Annotated in this window: 19 protein-coding genes and 2 pseudogenes; 8 read left to right on the forward strand and 13 right to left on the reverse strand. The window is 72.4% G+C overall.

Features of this window, described 5'->3' with window-relative positions:
- Positions 1-575: 575 nt before the first annotated feature.
- The 5 genes from ACIRYZ_RS39150 to ACIRYZ_RS39170 all read right to left on the reverse strand — a co-directional run bounded on the left by ACIRYZ_RS39150 (position 576) and on the right by ACIRYZ_RS39170 (position 3,900).
- The gene (locus tag ACIRYZ_RS39150; RefSeq protein ID WP_402953410.1) at positions 576-1,289 is read right to left on the reverse strand and encodes an SDR family NAD(P)-dependent oxidoreductase; all 714 of its coding nucleotides are present in this window, start codon (positions 1,287-1,289) and stop codon (positions 576-578) included.
- A 78-nt stretch (positions 1,290-1,367) separates the two neighbouring features.
- Entirely contained in the window at positions 1,368-1,973 is a 606-nt protein-coding gene (locus tag ACIRYZ_RS39155) for a GNAT family N-acetyltransferase (RefSeq protein ID WP_402953451.1), read from the reverse strand.
- A 14-nt stretch (positions 1,974-1,987) separates the two neighbouring features.
- Positions 1,988-2,560, reverse strand: coding sequence for a helix-turn-helix domain-containing protein (locus ACIRYZ_RS39160; protein WP_402953411.1), 573 nt, complete (start codon positions 2,558-2,560; stop codon positions 1,988-1,990).
- Positions 2,561-2,788: 228 nt separating this feature from the next.
- Positions 2,789-3,178 carry a nuclear transport factor 2 family protein gene (locus tag ACIRYZ_RS39165; protein WP_402953412.1) on the reverse strand — a complete coding sequence of 130 codons (390 nt, stop codon included), beginning with the start codon at positions 3,176-3,178 and terminating at the stop codon, positions 2,789-2,791.
- An 89-nt stretch (positions 3,179-3,267) separates the two neighbouring features.
- The gene (locus tag ACIRYZ_RS39170) at positions 3,268-3,900 is read right to left on the reverse strand and encodes an MFS transporter (protein ID WP_402953413.1); all 633 of its coding nucleotides are present in this window, start codon (positions 3,898-3,900) and stop codon (positions 3,268-3,270) included.
- 141 nt (positions 3,901-4,041) lie between these two features.
- Here ACIRYZ_RS39170 and ACIRYZ_RS39175 point away from each other — a divergent pair, with 141 nt between their 5' ends.
- Positions 4,042-4,431 carry a TetR/AcrR family transcriptional regulator gene (locus ACIRYZ_RS39175; protein ID WP_402953414.1) on the forward strand — a complete coding sequence of 130 codons (390 nt, stop codon included), beginning with the start codon at positions 4,042-4,044 and terminating at the stop codon, positions 4,429-4,431.
- Positions 4,432-4,592: 161 nt separating this feature from the next.
- On the opposite strand, the gene ACIRYZ_RS39180 is transcribed toward ACIRYZ_RS39175, so the two are convergent.
- A complete protein-coding gene (locus ACIRYZ_RS39180; protein WP_402953415.1) occupies positions 4,593-5,597 on the reverse strand; it encodes a DUF1259 domain-containing protein in 1,005 nt (334 codons plus the stop codon).
- A gap of 613 nt (positions 5,598-6,210) precedes the next feature.
- Between ACIRYZ_RS39180 and ACIRYZ_RS39185 the strand changes: the two are divergent.
- Both ACIRYZ_RS39185 and ACIRYZ_RS39190 read left to right on the forward strand, forming a co-directional pair.
- Positions 6,211-6,360 (forward strand): annotated as a pseudogene (locus ACIRYZ_RS39185) (thymidylate synthase); the annotation flags it as partial.
- A 76-nt stretch (positions 6,361-6,436) separates the two neighbouring features.
- Positions 6,437-7,267 (forward strand): Na/Pi symporter, encoded by an 831-nt coding sequence (locus tag ACIRYZ_RS39190; RefSeq protein WP_402953417.1) that lies wholly within the window; start codon positions 6,437-6,439, stop codon positions 7,265-7,267.
- Between the two features lie 30 nt (positions 7,268-7,297).
- Here the strand turns inward: ACIRYZ_RS39190 and ACIRYZ_RS39195 are convergent.
- The 3 genes and pseudogenes from ACIRYZ_RS39195 to ACIRYZ_RS39205 all read right to left on the reverse strand — a co-directional run.
- Positions 7,298-7,609 (reverse strand): annotated as a pseudogene (locus ACIRYZ_RS39195) (GGDEF domain-containing protein); the annotation flags it as partial.
- Complete coding sequence (locus ACIRYZ_RS39200; RefSeq protein ID WP_402953419.1) at positions 7,551-7,949, reverse strand: transcriptional regulator; 399 nt, start codon at positions 7,947-7,949, stop codon at positions 7,551-7,553. The pseudogene ACIRYZ_RS39195 and the gene ACIRYZ_RS39200, both read right to left, overlap by 59 nt.
- On the reverse strand, positions 7,946-8,449 hold the full coding sequence (locus tag ACIRYZ_RS39205; protein WP_402953420.1) for a hypothetical protein: 504 nt from the start codon (positions 8,447-8,449) through the stop codon (positions 7,946-7,948). The genes ACIRYZ_RS39200 and ACIRYZ_RS39205 overlap by 4 nt, the downstream gene beginning before the upstream one ends.
- Before the next feature lie 412 nt (positions 8,450-8,861).
- Between ACIRYZ_RS39205 and ACIRYZ_RS39210 the strand changes: the two genes are divergently transcribed.
- From ACIRYZ_RS39210 to ACIRYZ_RS39225, 4 genes are all read left to right on the forward strand, one after another.
- Positions 8,862-9,083, forward strand: coding sequence for a hypothetical protein (locus ACIRYZ_RS39210; RefSeq protein ID WP_387626702.1), 222 nt, complete (start codon positions 8,862-8,864; stop codon positions 9,081-9,083).
- Positions 9,084-9,297: 214 nt separating this feature from the next.
- Positions 9,298-10,398 (forward strand): lytic polysaccharide monooxygenase, encoded by a 1,101-nt coding sequence (locus ACIRYZ_RS39215; protein ID WP_402953422.1) that lies wholly within the window; start codon positions 9,298-9,300, stop codon positions 10,396-10,398.
- A 185-nt stretch (positions 10,399-10,583) separates the two neighbouring features.
- Complete coding sequence (locus ACIRYZ_RS39220) at positions 10,584-11,471, forward strand: GNAT family N-acetyltransferase (RefSeq protein ID WP_402953424.1); 888 nt, start codon at positions 10,584-10,586, stop codon at positions 11,469-11,471.
- Positions 11,472-11,544: 73 nt separating this feature from the next.
- On the forward strand, positions 11,545-11,679 hold the full coding sequence (locus ACIRYZ_RS39225; protein ID WP_402953425.1) for a hypothetical protein: 135 nt from the start codon (positions 11,545-11,547) through the stop codon (positions 11,677-11,679).
- Positions 11,680-11,834: 155 nt separating this feature from the next.
- Here ACIRYZ_RS39225 and ACIRYZ_RS39230 read toward each other — a convergent pair whose 3' ends face one another.
- A complete protein-coding gene (locus ACIRYZ_RS39230) occupies positions 11,835-12,281 on the reverse strand; it encodes an anthrone oxygenase family protein (RefSeq protein WP_402953427.1) in 447 nt (148 codons plus the stop codon).
- A 92-nt stretch (positions 12,282-12,373) separates the two neighbouring features.
- Between ACIRYZ_RS39230 and ACIRYZ_RS39235 the strand changes: the two genes are divergently transcribed.
- Positions 12,374-12,952 (forward strand): TetR/AcrR family transcriptional regulator, encoded by a 579-nt coding sequence (locus ACIRYZ_RS39235; RefSeq protein ID WP_402953429.1) that lies wholly within the window; start codon positions 12,374-12,376, stop codon positions 12,950-12,952.
- 246 nt (positions 12,953-13,198) lie between these two features.
- Here the strand turns inward: ACIRYZ_RS39235 and ACIRYZ_RS39240 are convergent, their stop codons facing one another.
- The 3 genes from ACIRYZ_RS39240 to ACIRYZ_RS39250 form a co-directional block, all read right to left on the reverse strand.
- Positions 13,199-13,909, reverse strand: a complete 711-nt coding sequence (locus ACIRYZ_RS39240) for a phosphotransferase family protein (protein WP_402953431.1) — start codon at positions 13,907-13,909, stop codon at positions 13,199-13,201.
- Positions 13,910-14,156: 247 nt separating this feature from the next.
- Entirely contained in the window at positions 14,157-15,995 is a 1,839-nt protein-coding gene (locus ACIRYZ_RS39245) for a glycosyltransferase family 39 protein (RefSeq protein WP_402953432.1), read from the reverse strand.
- On the reverse strand, positions 15,971-17,182 hold the full coding sequence (locus ACIRYZ_RS39250) for an RNA-guided endonuclease InsQ/TnpB family protein (protein ID WP_402953433.1): 1,212 nt from the start codon (positions 17,180-17,182) through the stop codon (positions 15,971-15,973). Before ACIRYZ_RS39250 ends, ACIRYZ_RS39245 begins: the two co-directional genes overlap by 25 nt.
- Positions 17,183-17,365: the final 183 nt, after the last annotated feature.

Consider the following 17,365-nt stretch of genomic DNA (forward strand, 5'->3'; position numbering starts at 1 on the left):
GCCGTCACGACCAGCATCACAGGCAGCGCCGCAGCCCGGCATCGCCCATTCAAGGGATCTTCAGCGAACCACCGACCCATCCCACCTGAGAAGCCGGCTCGTGCGGCCGTACGCCTTGCGATCGGGGTGGTTGCGGGCGCGCTGGCGCCTGTCCTCGCACCCCGGGCGCTCCAACCGGTCCGGGCCGGTTTCCTCCCGCAGCTCCGGCTCCGAGCCCGTCTCGCCACCGATCGAACCCCGGTGCGTCCGACACGGGCGCAGGGAGGCGTTCGCCGTGCGGGCGGCGTCCAGTTGTTCCTCGGCCTCCCGTTGCAGCCGTTCCTCGCGTTCCTGGTGGCAGGGCCGGCAGCGGCCGCCGGGGCGGCGGGTCCACCTGCGGCTGCCGTACGCCCTGGGGCGGTCGGTGGTGCGTGCACGGCATGACCATTCCCCGCCGCCTACGGCGCCGCGCCGCAACCGTCCTGCTCGCGCTGTCCGCCCGCCGGCGGGCGGGCGGGGCCTGCTCAGGCCGCGCAGCGTGAAGGCCACGCTACGGGCGCGCTCCAGCCGGTCGCGGCGCACGGGCCGACGGGTGGTCACCAGGGGATCGGGCGGCCCTGGCGGAAGAATCCACCGGTGGGGCCGGAGTCGGGGAGGGTGGCGGCCCACAGGACGCTGGCGGCACCGGTGGAGACGGGGGCACCGCCGGCACCGCCCATGTCGGTGGCGATCCAGCCCGGGCAGACCGCGTTGACCAGCACGCCGTCGGAGCGGAGTTCACCGGCCAGGGTGCGGGTGAGGGCGTTGAGCGCGGCCTTGGAGACGCCGTACGCCGGGGTGCCGCCGCCCATGGACGCGAGGGAGCCGCCCTCGCTGGAGACGTTGACGATCCGCGGGTGGGCGGAGCGCCGGAGCAGCGGGACGAAGGCCTGGGCGACCTGCCAGGCGCCGAAGAGGTTGGTCTCCATGGTGCGGCGCACCTCGTCGAGGTCGACGTCGACGGCCCGGCGGCCCGTGTCGTAGTTGATCGCCGCGTTGTTGATCAGGACGTCGAGGCGGCCGAACTCGGTCTCGACCGAGCGTGCGAGTTCCAGGGCACCGGCGGCGTCGGTGATGTCGAGGGTGCGGGTCAGGAGGGTGCCGCGCAGGCCGCGGCTGCGGGAGAGGTCGGCGGCGGCGTTCTTGGCGGCCTGCGGGTCGCGGGCGCAGAGCAGCACGGTGTGGCCGAGTTCGGCGAGTTGGCGTGCGGTTTCGCGGCCGATGCCGCGGTTGGCGCCGGTGACGAGGGAGATCGGTGCGGAGGTGTCCATGGCCGGTCCCCTTCCCCGGTCGTCCACGGATCATCCCGGCGGCCTCGGACGGTACGGACGGGAAGTTCGGCGGGTGGGTCAGGCGAGGGTTTTGTAGAAGAAGGTGCAGGAGGCGAGGGTGCCGTCGGGGTCCGCGGCGTAGCCGGGGACGAGCCCGTACGGGGTCCAGCCGGCCGAGCGGTAGAGCCGTTCGGCGGGGCTGTCGGTGCGGGTGTCGAGCATCAGCAGGGTGGCGGAGGCCGCGGCGGCGGCGCGTTCGGCGGTGTCGAGGAGGCGGCGGGCGAGGCCCTGGCCGCGGGCGTCGCGGTGGACCATCAGTTTGACGACCTCTGCGCGGTGGCGGCCGTTGTCCTTGTCGCCGAGGACCAGGCTGACGGTGCCGACGATCCGGCCGCCGGGGTCGCGGGCGATCCAGCCGAGGCGGTGTCCGGCGGCCAGCGCGTCCTCGTACTGGAGCCACCAGCGGGCGGCCTCGGTGCGGTCGAGGCCGTCGAGGAAGCCGATCGACGCGCCGTCGGCGACGGCGTCGAGCAGCAGGTCGGCGAGCCCGTCCTGGTCGGCCGTCAGGTCGGCGGCGGCGAGGCGGACGATCTCGGTCATGGCGGGTACCGCCTGGGGCGCGGCGGTCGAGGCGGTCACGGTTGTCACGGCGGTCCGGGCAGTCCCGGCGATCGAGGCGGTCATGGCCGTCACGGCCGTCACGGCAGGACGACGGCGAGGGCGTAGCGGACCGGCCGCGGGCCCGGGCAGTGGAAGCGGGACGGGCCCCAGAGCCGGAAGCGCAGGCAGTCGCCGGTGGCCAGCTGGTGGGCCTCGCCGCGGACGGTGAGTTCCAGGGTGCCGTCCAGGACCCACAGGTGCTGTTCGAGACCGGGGACGGGCGGGGCGTCGTAGTCGATGGCGGCGCCGGGGTGCAGGGTGCCCTCGATCAGTTCGCCGCGCAGGCCCGCGTGCGGCGGGGAGACGGAGCGGCGGACGAAGCCGGATGCCGGGTCGCGCCAGAGCGGCTGGTCGGCGGCGCGGAGCAGCTGGGGTGGTTCGGCCTCGACCTCGGCGAGCAGGCGGGACATGGTGCGGCCGTACGCGGAGCAGAGCCGGCCGAGCTGGGCGGCGGTGGGGCTGATCTCGGCGCGTTCCAGGCGGGAGAGGGTGGAGCGGCTGACGCCGCTGCGACCGGAGAGGTCGTCGAGGGACCAGCCGTGTTCGGCGCGGAGCGCGGCCAGGCGGGCGGCGAGTCGCAGGTCCTCGGGGGACGGTTCCGGTTCTCTCATATTCGGGAGGATATCCCGGATTGGGGATGCGACGGCTGGCGGGGCGGTGCGCGGCTCCATCACCGGGCAGTTGCGCCGGCCGCTGGCGGTGCGGGCCGGTGACGCACGATGCTGCTGATGCGCCTGATGCGCCAGGAATCGGGATGAGACGCTCGGTCACCGATGCTCCCGGTGCGGGCCGAGCCGCTTGTGTCCCCTCGGCCCGCAACCGGCCGCCGCTCAGCGGGTTCAGTCGGCGAGCTGGGCTTGGAAGACGGCGCTGTTGAAGTACGCCTTGGCCTCCCGGATGAGGCCGGTGTCATCCAGCTCGTAGATGTTGATGCCGGACCAGTTGACCGGTTTGCCGTCCAGGGCGACGGCGGCGCCACGCCAGGAGACGGCGACGTGGTTGCCGATGGTGTGCGCCTCCATGGGCGTGAGCCCGAGGAAGGGTTGGAAGTTGGGCAGGACGGAGGCGATGAAGTCGCGGATCGCGGTGCGTCCGGTGATCGGAGACGTGCCGATGGGGTCGTGGAAGACGCCGTCCTCGGCGAAAGTCTTCGCCCAGGTGTCGGCGTCGCCTTCCTGGGAAGCGCGGAAGAACTGCAGGACAGCAGGAGGCATGGCCGGGAATGTCATGGAGGATCCTTCGAGACGGATGCTGGCTTCGGGGCGGGGAGATGAGCGCGAAAGCGGCGGTGGCGCCCGTGTGGACGTGCGATCGCCGTTCACCTCGGTGAGGCCGCCGAGCGCCTGACCGGCGGCGCGGACGGCGTGTCCTTGCGACCGCGGTGACGTGGGCGGCGGTCGGCGAGACGGGCGGTGAGAGCGGCGGCCGCGGCAAACGCGATGAGGGCGCACACCCCGGGCCAGCCGAGATGGGCGTAGGTGCGGATGCCGAGCCAGGATCCGGCGCTGCCGCCGAGGAACGAGCAGGTCATGTAAGCGGTGTTCAGCCGGCTGCGGGCCTCGGGGCGCAGGGCGAAGATGCGGGCCTGGTTGGCGACCTGGCTGCACTGCACCGCCACATCCAGCAGCAGGAGGCCTCCGGCGAGGGCGGCCAGGCCGATGGGGCCGCCCGATGCGCCCGCGGCGAGCACCGCGGCCGCGGCGAGGGTGGCCCCGATGCACCAGCCGTTCACCCGATCCGGGCCGTGCCGGTCGACCCGGCGTCCGGCGGCCGGAGCGCAGAACATGCTCGCCGCTCCGATCAGGGCCAGCACGCCGACCGCCTGGGCATCCATGCGGTAGCGAGGGCCGGTGAGCAGGAGGGCGAGTGCGGTCCAGGCCGCGCTGAAGCCGCCGAAGAGAAAGGCCTGGTAGAGCGCGGAACGGCGCAGGCCCGGCTCGGTGCGCAGCATCCGCACGGTGTCGGCGAGCAGGACCGGATACCGTACGCGGGCGGCCGGCGCGGTGGCGGGCAGGGCCAGGCCAACAAGCGGGCGATCTACGACTACTTCGGCGACAAGAACAGGCTCTTCACCGCTGTCCTCGAACGCCTCATGGCCGACCTCGCCCGGGCCGTCCCGCCCGGCGACGACGACCTGTCCGCCTACGCCGAGCGCCTCTTCGACTACCACCGCGCCCATCCCGAGGCTCTGCGGCTGCTCATGTGGGAAGCCCTCGAACTCGGTGACCAGCCCGTGCCGGGCGAAGAGACCCGAACCCGCCACTACCAGGACAAGCTCCAGGCCACACAAGCCGCCGACGACAAGGGCGACCCTCGGACGCGCCTGTTCCTCACACTCGGCCTGGTCGGCTGGAGCCTGGCCATGCCCCAGGTCCGCCGCATGATCCTCGGCACCGACCACAGCCTCGACCAGCTCCGCTCCGACATCGCCCGAGCCGTCCAGGCACTGCCCACCGGAGACGGGCTTCCCGAGCAGGCATAGCCGCGAGCACCCCGCGCCGGCGCAACGGCACCAGGGCGGACAGGGGGGCACGGCCTGGACTGCGGCCGGACGGGCGGGCCGGGGCCGAGGCCACGCCCCGGACGGCCGCCGGGGCGCAGCGGCGGGCAGTGAGCACGAGTCCGCCGGCCTCGGCAGGCCCGCTACTCGCCCCCTCCCGCCCCATTGGCGGGTGCGGCGTTGGTGGCGGCCACCGCACGGTGCAGGGCCCGTGCGATCTTCACGGCGTCGCCGACGGCCCAGACGTGGATGAAGAACATGCGGGGCGAGTCGACCAAGCCGTGGTTGTGCAGTTCGACGATCCCGATCCCGTCGCGCTGGAGTACGCCCAGCACATGCTGCGCCTCCCCCGCCAGCACGGCGACGTCCCCGCTGAGCGCGGCGCGGCCTCCCCCCACCGGCTGGAAGCTGAAGGCCGTGGTCGCCCCGGAACCGGGCGGCAGGACGTATCCGCCGTCGGTGATCGTCTCGCGGCGCAGGAAGGCGGACTTGTAGACACTGCCGTAGACGGTGCCCGTGGTACCCAGGGCGGCGTCGATGCCCGCCGTGTCCAGCTCCAGCTTCTTCGGGGGAGTCGTCGAGGACTTGGCGGGCGGCGTGCCCGTGTGAGCGAACGCGGCGCGCAGGCCGCGGGCCAGGGCCACGGCGTTCGGACCGTGTCCGTGCGTATGGATCCACACGAGACGGGGAGTGTGGGCGGGCAGGTGGTTGTGAATGGCCACCTGCCCGATGCCGTGTGACTGCAGCGCGCCGATCACCGGGGGCAGTTCCGCCTCGGTGACGGCCAGTTCTCCCATGGTCAGGGTGGTGTTGTCGGCATAGCGGATGAAGGACACGTGCGAGCCGACGGCGAGTTCCGGCGAAACGGTGACGCCGTGGGAGAGGACATGCAGGTCGGTGCGCGGGAAAGCCGTCCGGTAGATCAGCTTGCCCAGCATGCTGCCCTTGCGGCCCAGCTCCGCCGCGACCTGAGTCCAGTCCCCCGCGGTGCTCTCAGCCGGACGCACCGGCGCGCCGGCCTCCCCGCCGTCAGCGCCCGCCTCGCCTCCGTGGGCGTGATCCGTGCCGCCGTACGCCCCTTCGGCCAAGGCGTCCTGCCCGGCACCGACGGCCCGTCCCGGCAGTGCCGCGAATGCCGATCCCAGCACGGCCGTGGTCAGGACGCGGCGCCGTGATGCCCCGGCGTCTGTTCCGGTCGGTCCCGGTCTCGCTTGAGTAGCCACGTGTTCGCCTCCCGACGTGCCGCGTCGTGAAATCAAAACACCGTTCGTCGTGCGGACGACGATTCGACACACGCGGACCGACCGGTCCACCCCCGGATGGGGTGTGTCCAGGCCGGCGCCGACGGGGACCTGGCCCGGGCGGTGCCGGCGGACTCCGCGATCGTGCGGGCCCACCGACACGCGGTCTGGGCCCGCAAAGGGGCCCCGGCCGGCGGGCCCGACCATGGCCACCTGTCGTCGGGCCAGGGGAAACCGCAGTCGCTGACGGCACCGGCCGTCCGTTGCACACGTACGGCGCTCGGCCACGCGCGCCCCTCCTCAGGAGCTCATAGCCTTGGTTCATGGCGGAGGCCACATCCGACAGCGGGCCGGACAACAGCCATGAGAAGGGCGACATCTCCGGGCGCCCCCTTCCGGTGGCTCGGCGCTCACGGCCCCCGCAGCCGGGAGCGGCGCCGGAGCCGACCAGCTCCCCACCTGGACCAAAGCCCTCGGCTGGTGCGGTGTCGCTGGGCTGATCTACCTGCTGATCTGTGCCGTGAGCATCATCAGTCGCGGCTTTGCGGGGCTGGGCAGCGACGCGGCGCACGCCATGTTCGCCTTCGCCGCGCACCCGTGGGTCGGTCTGAGCGTCGGCATTCTCGGTACGGTCCTGATCCAGTCGTCGACCACGACGACGGCCATCGCCGTCACCGCCGTAGGGTCGGGCGCGTTGCCCATCCAGGGCGCGATCCCCATCATTCTGGGCGAACGTCGGCACCACCGTGACGACGAGCCTGGTCGCCCTGACCTTCATCGGCGACCGCACAGAGTTCCGCAGGGCGCTGGGCGCCTCGACCGTCCACGACTTCTACAACTGGCTCGCGCTGCTGATCTTCTTCCCGATCGAGCTGATCTGGCATCCGCTGAAGCACATCAGCGGGACGTTGACCAATGCGCTGTACGGCACGGACTGGCTGCCGAACCCGGCCCACTTGAACTTCATCCGGGCGGCCACCAGACCGGTGGAACACGGAGTGATCCACGCGACGTCGCACATCAGCAGCACACTCGGTCCGCTGTTCACCATCGTGATCGGCGCCGCGCTGATCCTGGTCGCCGTCCGCTACCTGGGAAAGCTGCTCAAACTGCTCATGGTCGGCAGGGCCCGCGACATCCTGATCAAGGCCGTCGGCCGCAACGCCTACCTCGCCATGGCGTCAGGCATGGGAGTAACCGTCGTCACCCAGTCCTCGACCATCACCACGTCCGTGCTGGTCCCCTTCGCCGGAACAGGCATCCTGACACCGGCGCAGGTGTATCCCGTCGTCGTCGGCTCCAACCTCGGCACGACGTTCACGGTGGTCTTCGCGGCGTTCGCAGGCGTCGGACAGGACGCGAAGATCGGCCTGCAGGCGGCCTTCGTGCATCTGATCTACAACCTCTTCGCGATCGTCGTGATCTACGTGATTCCGCTCCTGCGCCCCGTGCCGCTGTTCTGCGCCGAGAACCTCGCCCGCATCGCCTCCGAGCACCGATGGGTCCTCGCCGTCTACCTCGGCACCGTCTTCATCGCACTGCCCGCCCTGGTCATCGTGCTGGTGGGCGTGCTCTGAGTACCTGGTGCGTCCTGCGCGGCCTCGGCCCTTGAGCTCGTACATCTTCCGGTCCGCCCGGCCCAGCGCCGCCGACAGGTCGTGGGATCGTGACACCCGGGCCGTTCCCAGCGACACCCCGACCGTGAGGGGCACGCCCTGGTGTGTGACGGGAGCGCAGATGGCGGTGCGCAGCGCGGTCAGCCGGTCCTGCACACGCGGGTCCCGCCGCGCGAGGACCACGAACTCGTCACCGCCGAGCCGTGCGGCCACCCGCGGCGGGGCCACCACCGGAACCAGCGGGTCAGCCGGTGCGGGGTCGCTGCGTGTCGGCACCGGGGTCGACGCCCGTGTCGGCGGCATCGTCGGGGCGGTTCGCGGCGACCTGCCCGGCGCGGTCGGCTATCTGCTGGAGCGCGGTCACGTGCGCGCGCAGCCGCTCCCGGCCGTCGGCGGTGGCCCGCACCCAGGTGCAACGCCGCTTCCCGACATGACCCTTGCGGATCTCGATGAGATTGGCGCCGCCGAGCGTGGTGATCTGCTTGGACAGCGCCGAGTCGCTCAGCCCGGCATGGTCGCGGACGAAGGCGAACTCGCACCAGGTGGTCGCGGACACCAGGGAGACGATGGTCAACCTGGTCGGATCCAGGAGGAGTTGCTCCAAACCGGGAACGACGTCGGCAGCCGGTCCGGTCTCGCTCATCGGATCGCCGCGCGACGGGCCATACGCCGCAGCACCGCGCTGAACAGCAGGCCCACGGCAACGTAGAGGACGGCGTACGGGAGCGCCGCGGTGGTGTGCGGGTGCTCGCGGATCCAGGCGGGCATTCCGGATCCGGCCAGCATGCGGTACGCGGCGGGGCCGGCGAAGTGCTCGACGATGACGGCGATGAGGCCCACCAGCAGAACGGGCAGCCAGGCGTACCCGGGAAGGGCGCTGCGGTGCAGGGCGCCGGAGGCGGCGGCCACACGCGGGCTGCGCCGCCCGGCGACGACCCAGGCGACGGCCAGGGCACCGAAGCCGAGATTGACGACCACCTTGACGGCGGAGCCGAAGTCGTTGGCGGCGAGGACCGGCGCCACGACAGCGGCGGCCGCCGCCCACAGCCACCAGGGCGTGCGCAGCGACTCGGCGGCGCCGAGACGGACCGCGCGGACACGGGCCAGCGCGTCCCGGGCCTCGGCGGGGCTGGGCGTACTCATGCTCTTCTCCTCTCGGGTGCGTACTTTCCTATAGGGAAAGCAGCACCTGCTTTCCCGCCAGGAAAGTAGGTGGCGAAGGCGATCCCGTCCCCGGCGCCGGCGTGCCGGTCGACGGTGCGCTCGTCGTCCCGGGCCCGGTGCAGGGGCTGCCCGACGTTCTCCAGGGTCATCCCGGCCGCCCCGCGGCGGACCACCGGGCCAGAAGCTGAAGATCTTCGTCGGGATGGGCGGTAGGGGCGGCTGCCCCGGCAACACCGGACCCAAGTGCGACTGTTGTCTCGTCCGCTGGACCTGGCCCGGCCTGCGCTCGGGTGACTCCCGCCTCCGCCGCGCGCATTGCGCTTATCCGCTGGGATACCTACCGGTGAACATGTGTCACGTGAACACTGACCCCGCTCCCGGGAAGGCCCTCATGCCCGCTGACGACGAACTCCACCGTTTCCTCGCCGCCCTCAGCCCCGCCAGCCGCGAAAAGGTGCAGGCGCAGCCACGCGAGCGGCAGGAGCAACTGGCTGCGGCCTGGGAGACCGAACTCAGCGAGGACACCGATCTGGACACGCTCGATGAGCTGTCGCCGGAAGCAGCCGCGGACGAGGCGGCCGAGCGGGTGGTACGGGACTTCTTCGAGCAGTGACCCGCGGGGCCGATCGGCCCTTGGGGAAGATCGGAACTCACTACCGGGTCCCGTCGGCGGGCGGCCCCGCCGGGCGGGGACGTGCCGGGGCCGGACGAAGGCTGGAAACCAGGGCCGCGGGGTTTCGCCGGTCCGCCCGGCAGGGGACCCGTTCGGAAGCGAATCCACAGCCGCCCGCACCCCTGCGGGCGGCCCGAGGACAGGAACGAGCCCCTTGAAAGCAACCACCCGGTCCGACGCGGCGGCCATCCCGCCCACCGAGCTGAAGGCATCGCCGACGTACCGCCAGGACGGCGCCGAGCGCATCCTCGGCATCTCGTTGGAGTGGACCGTCGGCCAGAACAACGGCTCCGGAGCGCCGGGCGACTGGACGGAGGGCAAGGACGGCCGCTACCCGCGCCAGTACGAGGTCCGGGTGAACGACGGCGAGCTGGAGCAGACCTTCGTCATCGGCTTCAACAGCCTCCCGACCTGGGGCACGTACTGGAACCTCGCCCGCACCCACTGGGTGAGCCTCGGCCCCGCCGCCACCGGCCGCCACACCATGCGGATCCGCGCCAAAATGAACGGCGGCTGGAGCGAGTGGACGAACACCGCCGAGGCCGACCTCGCCGACGCCACCGCCTACCGCAACCCCTACTCCGAGAGCGGCGCCCCCGCCCGCGCCGAGGCCCCCACCCCGCGGCACGGCACCGTCTGCCGCCCGCTCTCGCGCACCTACCGCGCCCTGGTCCGCAAGGAACAGGACCCGGTCTGCCAGGCCGCCCTCCAGCAGGTCGACAACCCCGGCGACTGGGCCGCGGTCGTCCCCGCCGTCACCGCGGACAACAAGCCCTGGAACGGCCAGTACCTCGAATACCGCAAGTACTTCGCCCCCAACGACCCCGTCATCCCCTCCGCCGGCCGCCGCGAGTTCCGCGGCCTCGCACTGCGCCCCGCCGACGTCGCCGGCGCCGACTGGCCCGTCGACCGCCTCGACACCGGCCAGGGCGAGCTCACCCTCACCTACGGATACTCCCAGCCCCACACCGGCTGGACCTGGACCCACCAGTGGTTCGTCACCCGCGACGGCTGGCAGCCCGAGGACGGCATCTCCTGGGACACCCTCGACCCCATGCCCTTCCTCGTCGACCTCTACGGCGGCGACGACGTCCCGATCGACGACCCGGACCTGAACCGGACCGAGACCCGCACCATCCACACCGTCCCCCGCAAGACCGGCCGCCACGCCCTGGTCAACATCTGGGGCGGCCACGGCGGCCACGGCGGCACGGGCGAGTACTTCGTCTCCGTCTGCGACGTCCACTTCAACTGACCCACCCGCCCTGCGGCGCCACACCAGCAGTGGCGCCACAGGGCGGGCGTCCGGGACGACCCGACATCCGGGCCACCCTCCACCAGCTCACACCGGGCGCCACGGCGGGCAGACTCCCCTCGCAGCGAGCGGCGAGGCGCAGCCCGGCGCGTCGTAGCGGCGCGCCGGGGTGTGGGCGGTGTGTCGTGCAGGCGCCGCCAGGCGGCCAGGGCGTCGGCCGCGGTGGCGGCGCCGGACTCGCGGCCGACATCGGCGTGCTGATCGGCGCCACGCTCTTCGACCTGGACCGCGTTCCCATCCGCCTGCCCGAACCGCTTGCCCGGCTCACGGCCCGGCTCACGCGGCCCTGGGCGGACGGCTCGCCGCCCAGGACATTCCCATGTGCGTTCGCCCACCAGCGGACCTTCGGGGGCCCGCTCCTCCCCCACCCCGGACTCGGGGCAGCGCTGAGGACGATGCCAGCCGCATCACCGCGGGTCGAGACGGTTTCAAAGGCCTCCCGTCGTCCGGTGCGAGCCTGCCGCCCACGGACGCGCGGGAGCGGGACCGGCGGCTGCCCTGTCCTGCGGCGCTTCAGCCGTGACGATGCGCCGACGCTGGCCCGGTACCGCTCCGATCCCCGTGTCGCCCGCTACCAGACCTGGTGCTCGCCGATCGGCCGGACGGAAGCGGAGGCGATCATCGCCGGCTACCTCACGGAGGATCCCGACGGGCCCGGCTGCTTCCAGTACGCGATCGAGCTGCGCCGGCGGCCCGGCTTGATCGGGGATCTCGCTGTCGCGATCGAGTCCGGCCGTGATCAGGCACAGATGGGCATCACGCTGGCGCCGGACATGCGGCATCGGGGCTACGCGACCGAGGCGATGACCGCAGTGGCGGACCGCCTCTTCGCCACGGGCGTGAACCGGATCAAGGCCGCCTGCGACGACCGCAACACGGCGTCCGCGAAGCTCCTCCGCCGCGTGGGCTTCGAACAACGGGGCCGGGAGAGCCGGTACGTGGAACAGCGTGGCGCCCACGCCGATTTCCTGCTGTTCAGGATGTCGAGCGAGCAACTGCGCCGCGCCTCATGAACCTGCCGGAACCAATCGGGTTCCAGCGGTAATCACCCCGCGCACTCACGCGCGATCACAACAGGAGGACACCATGGTGGACCCGGGCCGCGTATCGACCCGCATCGCGCCGGTCGACGAGACCGAGGGCAACGAGGACAGCACCGACTCCGTGGACACGCCGAGCCAGCCGCAGGAGCAGGGCGGCCCGGCGGAGTCGGAGGCGTAGTCCTCGGATCATCCGCGGCGCCTTCCGTCGCGGACGGCCTTCTCGGCGGTGTCTCTCCGCCGAGAAGGCCGCTGATCACGGACGTCGCCAGAACCGCCTGTCGGCGTGAGTGGGAACGGCCGGCCCAGTGATCCGGTGCCGCGGGGCCCGCGGGCTCAGGCGAGGGCGGAGACCAGCAGGGCGAAGGCGGCGATGATGACGGCGACGCGGACGTAGTGGAAGCGGTCCCAGCGGTTCATCTGCTCCTTCCAGTCCTCGGGCCGGTTCTCGGGGGTCCAGTTCTTGTTCCGGTTGTTGATCGGGACGAGCAGCAGGATCGACATGATCACGCTGACGATCAGCAGCGCGGCGGCGGTGACGACGAGGCCGGTGCCGTGGTGGTGCCATCCGGCGACGGCCCAGATGCCGGCGAGGACGAGTGAGCCGATGTACCAGAACGGCATCACGGCGCCGAGCATCCGGCCCCCGTGGGAGTGGGCCAGCTGGTTGCTGTCCTCCGGGAGGGCGTTGAAGATCGGGTTCATGACGAAGGCGACGGAGAACTCCACCCCCACCATCACGCCGACGACCACGGTGGTGATGACCTCGAGTGCGCTGAGCATGGTGCCCCTCCCTGGATCTAGCGCCGCTAGCTGATGTGGTCAACGCTAGTACTGCTTCCGCTTGATTGTCTAGCGGTGCTAGGATTCGAGTTATGTCGGTACAGGAACGCAAGGCACGCGAACGGGCGGTCCGCGAGCGCCTCATCGTGGCGACGGCCCGTGAACTCGCCGAGCAGCAGGGCTGGGACGCGGTCACCACGCGCCGACTGGCGGAGCGCATCGAGTACAGCCAGCCCGTCCTCTACAGCCACTTCCGCGGCAAGCGGGAGATCATCGGCGCCGTCGCCGTGGAGGGCGCCACCGAGATGGCCGCGGCGGTGCGGGCCGCGACCTCCGTCGCGGACGGCCCGCGCGCCCGGGTCGTCGCCCTCGCGCACGCCTATCTCGACTTCGCCGCGCGCAACTCGGCGGTCTACGACGCCTTGTTCCAGCTCGACGGCGGCCTGGCGTACGCGCAGGAGGACACCCCGGAGCCGCTGAAGGACGCCTTCGCCGCACTGTTGGAGAGCCTCGGCGAGGCCGCCGGGGACGGCGTCGACCCGGGGCTGTTCACCGAGGTGTTCTGGGCGTGCCTGCACGGCATCGCGACCCTGACCCGGGCGGGACGGCTGCCGCCGGAGTACGCCGAGCAGAGGGTGGAACTCCTGGTGGACCGGCTCGCCGTGCTCTGACACGCCATCCCGGCCGGGCACGCGGCCGGGCCCCCGGACCCCGCCGCCGCCCGCCTACGGCAACGCTTCGGGTCACTCGCGTCCGCACGGCGCAGCCGCGGATCGCCGGACCCCGCGCCCCGGACGGGCCCCCGCCCCGGGGAAGCCGCGGTGCTCATCGATCACGCGACGCAGCCGGCGGCCTGCACCCTCGCGTGTGCCCGCTCACGGGCCGTGGGGAAGCCGCCCGCCCGCTGCGCCTTGGCGTCAGGACTGGAGGGTCTCCAGCAGGTGGCGGGCGCGGGCGACCAGGTCGGCCGCGCGGGTCGGGTCGGGGGCCACCGAGTGGAAGACCAGGGCCAGCATCACGGCGGTGTCGAGCCGGTGCAGGAGGGCGGCTCTGGAGTGCAGGTCGGGCAGGTCGGCGTAGCCGGCCAGGATGCCGTCCGCGTCGATGCCGTTGTCCGCCAGCCTGGCGTACTCGGCGACCCGGGCCAGCTCCATCAGCACCGGGCCGACCAGGGCGTTGGACCGGTCGACGACGGCGGTGAGCCGGCCCCCACTGCCCAGCAGGTTCTGTCGACGGACGTCCGGGTGCAGCAGGCGCGGCTCGTCCGGCTCGGCTTCGAGCACGGCGCGGATCCCGTCGGGGTCGGGCAGCTCGGGCAGGTCGGCGGCGAAGCCGCGCAGGGTCGTATGGCGGGTCGTCAGCCGCTCGGCGAGGAAGGACGGGAAGTCCCCGGGCTCCTGGTAGGCGAACTTGATCGACGGCGGCTCCGGCCGGTGGAGAGCCGCCAGGAAGCCGCCGACCTCCTTCGGGGAGACGGGGAGCCCGTCGTGCTGGACGTAGCCCGCGAGGGAGACGACGAGACCGTCCGCCGTGGTGATCAGCTCGATCGCGGTGGCGGCGGGAAGGCCTTGGCGGGTGAGGAGCCAGGCGATCTCGTGCTCCTGACGGACCAGGTCACCGGCGTCCACCTGCCCGTAGGGCGCGGAGTAGACCCGGTGCCAAGGGATGCCTCCAGCAGGGCGGACTCGGTGGCTGCGGCGGCGAACCCGGCCGGCCCCCACCGGTCCCCGACGAAGGCCACCGGACGTCCCCAGCCGAGTGCGCCGAGCGAAGACTCTGTCCGGCGGCCCGGACACGGCCGGCCCGCGCCGTGCCCCGGGGCTTCGGCCGCCGGGCCCCGGGAGGCCGGTGAAGTCGGCCTCCCGGGGGCGGTTCTCAGCCCGCGTGCGTGCAGAGGTAGAGCTGCTGGCCGGTGACGCCGCCGTCATCGGCCCGGCCGCCGCCGGCCGGCGTCGTGCCGAGCACGTCGGTGGTCGGCACCTGGGCGCAGGCGCTCCGCACCCAGGACTGGATCTGCGCCGTCGTCGTCGCTCCCGCCGACTCGCCGCCACCGTCACCGCCACCGCCACCGCCACGCCGGTCGGCGCCGAGCAGGACGTAGCGCAACTCGCCCTTGCCGACGAGCTGTTGGAACTCCGCCAGGGTCGGCGAGGGCGCCGAGCCGCTGAAGCCGCCCATCGGCAGGACCTCCTCGCCCGTCGCCAGGATGAACGGCGATGCGGCGCTCCAGCTGGAGGCGGCCAACAGGTAGCGGGTGCCGCCCCGGTGAGCCTGCAGGTAGTCGAACAGGGCCTGCTCGGGCGCCGTCAGGTGCTCCGAGGAGCCGCCGAACCTGCCACCTCCCCCGCCGTACTGCGCGCGCAGCGCGGCCATGGCGGCAGTGGACCCCTTCGGCGACGTGTGCCGCCCGCCCCCGCCGTGCCCGCCCCCGGAGGGGCCGACGGTGCCCATGCCCGAGTTGCCGTACGCCGAGCTCAGCACCGACGACGCCCAGGCACCCGGCGCGACCAGCATCGCCGCGACGCCCGCCAGCAGCCCCGCCAGCGCGAACCCCCGCCCGGTGACGCGCTTGAGCGCGACCGCCGCGAGCAGCGCCAGCGCCACGACGCCCAGGCCGATCACGGTCGGCGCCAGCCACGGCAGGAAGGTCGGGAACTCCCGGGCCAGGTAGGCCGACCAGGCGACCGTCCCGGCAATCGCGACGGGAAGCGCCCACGCCCGGGCGCCGCCCTCGCGGAAGCCCCGCCACAGCAGGACCGTCCCCGCACCGCCCAGGACCGCCAGGGGAACGGCGATCACACCCATGTAGTAGCTGTGGCCACCGACGCTGCCCGCGCTGAAGACCAGGAAGAACACGCCCAGCCAGGCGCCCCACAGGACGTAGCCGGCCCGCAGCACGTCGGTGCGCGGCTCGCGCCGCCGCCAGGCCAGCCCGCACACCAGCGCGACGGCGGCGAGCGGGTAGAGCCAGCCGGTCTGCGGAGCGAACTGCGAGCCGAACATCTTCGTCCAGCCGCCGTCGTTCGCGCCGCCGCCCTGACCGCCCCAGCCGCCGGGGCCCTGGCCCTGGGACGAGGCCTGCGCCTGCGAACCCTGAGAACCCTGCGTGCCCTGAGATCCCTGCGTGCCGTGACCGCCGTACGAGCCCTTACCGGCACCCGCACCGCCATCCGCACCGGCTCCGCCGGCGCGGCCCCCGCCCCCGCCGCCACCCCGGACCGCCCGCACGCTGCCCGTCTGCGCCGCGCTCATCCCCAGCGAGGAGAACCGGTTCAGGAAGTTGTGGCCGACCACCATGCTGAACGCCGAGTTGTCCGTCGTGCCGTCCACGTACGGACGGTCCTGCGCCGGGGTCACCGTGACCGCCAGCATCCACGAGGCCGACACCACCACCGTCACCAGCCCGGCCAGCGCGACGTGCCCGACCCGCCGCCGAAGACCGGTCGGCGCCGCGAGCAGGTACACCGTCGCGAGCGCGGGCAGCACCGCCCACGCCTCCAGCATCTTGGTCTGGAACGCCAGTCCCACCCACACCCCGGCCAGCAGCAGCGGACGCAGCCGCGCCGTGTGGGCGGCCCGCTGCACCGCGTCCGCCGCGAGCAGGAACAGCAGCTTGACTGCTCCCCCGCCTGGAAGGCGGGGGATTCCGCCTTCGTCTGGGGGATTTCTGACTCGTGCTGCATGGTCCCCTACGGAGACCGGTGTCCTACGCACTCAACGTCAGCAGGGCACAGACCAGCCCTGACGCGCATCACACGGGCGGAGTTCTTGTCTCTCGGTGAGACGGCTCCGCACGCGGTGCAGGTATAGGTGCGCTCTCCCAGCGGCATGCGGTGCTTGGCTCTCGCCCCGCAGTGCGCGCAGTCCATCGTCGTGTGCGCGGGGTGGATCATGTGCACGCTCCGGGCGTGCTTGCGGCCCATCTCGATCAGGGCCGTCTTGGTCGCGGAGATGGCTCCGTCTGCGGCCTTCTTGGCCATGGTGGTCTTGGCGAGGAACTTCGGACGGAAGTCCTCCACTGCTATGGAGTCGTGGTCGCGGACAACGGACTTGGCCCACTTGCGTCCGGTGTCCTGGCGCTGCCGGGCGACCTTCTTGTGGGCCTTCGCCGTCTGCTTCTGTGCGCGCCGGTATCCCTTGGACGCGGGCTTGCCCTTCGGAGGGCGGCGGCGTGCCATACGGCGCTGGTACTTCGCCAACGCGGCAGCCGCCTGCGCGCCGTGCTGCGCGTGGGGGAGGTCGTGGGCGTCGCTGGTGGTGGTCGCGGTCTCCTTGACGCCCCAGTCGATGCCGATGCACCGGCCGACCGCCGGGAGCGGATCGGCCCGCACCGGAACGACGAACGACACGTACCAGTGGTCGAGGCTGTCCTGGTAGACGCGGACACTGGTCGGGTCGGCCGGGAGGTCGCGGGACCACACCACGGTCAGGACGATGCCGCCCGCGAGGTGCAGACGGCCGTCCTTGATCCGGAAGCCGCGCCGGGTGTAGTTCAGCGACGGCCGGGAGTCCTTGAGCTTCTTGTGCCTCGGCATCCCGGCGCGCTGCCGCACCGGCAGCTTCGCCTTGATGTCCTTCTGCGCCTTCGCCCGGGACTTCGCGAAGTCCCGGATGATCTGCTGCTGCGGCACCGAGGAGCCCTCCCGGAGCCACACCATGTCGGCGCGGGCCGAGGTCAGCATCTTGTCCAGTTCGGCTGGACCGCACGTCACCTTGTCCGCGTCTTCGGGGCGCGCCCGGTTGGCGCTGTGCCGTTGCCGGGACTTCGCCACACACTCGTTCCAGATCCAGCGGCACCGGCCCCACTCCGCAGACAGCAGCGCGAGGGCGGTGGACGACACGCGCACGCGGTAGGTGTACCGGGCATGCCCGGCATCCTCGGCCACTGCTGCGGTCGTCATAGCATCATGATCCGTTTCGCTCTCAGACTCCCCGAAGACTTGCACACACGACTGACAGCCCAAGCCCCACACGACCGGCGGTCCATCAACTCCGCGGTTATGCACCTGCTTGAGGTCGCTCTCACCACCGTCTCTCCCGAGATGCCGGACCGCCTTGACTGCGGTTCGGCTGCCACTGCCCCT

Source organism: Kitasatospora sp. NPDC101155 (assembly GCF_044768305.1).
Taxonomy (GTDB): domain Bacteria; phylum Actinomycetota; class Actinomycetes; order Streptomycetales; family Streptomycetaceae; genus Kitasatospora.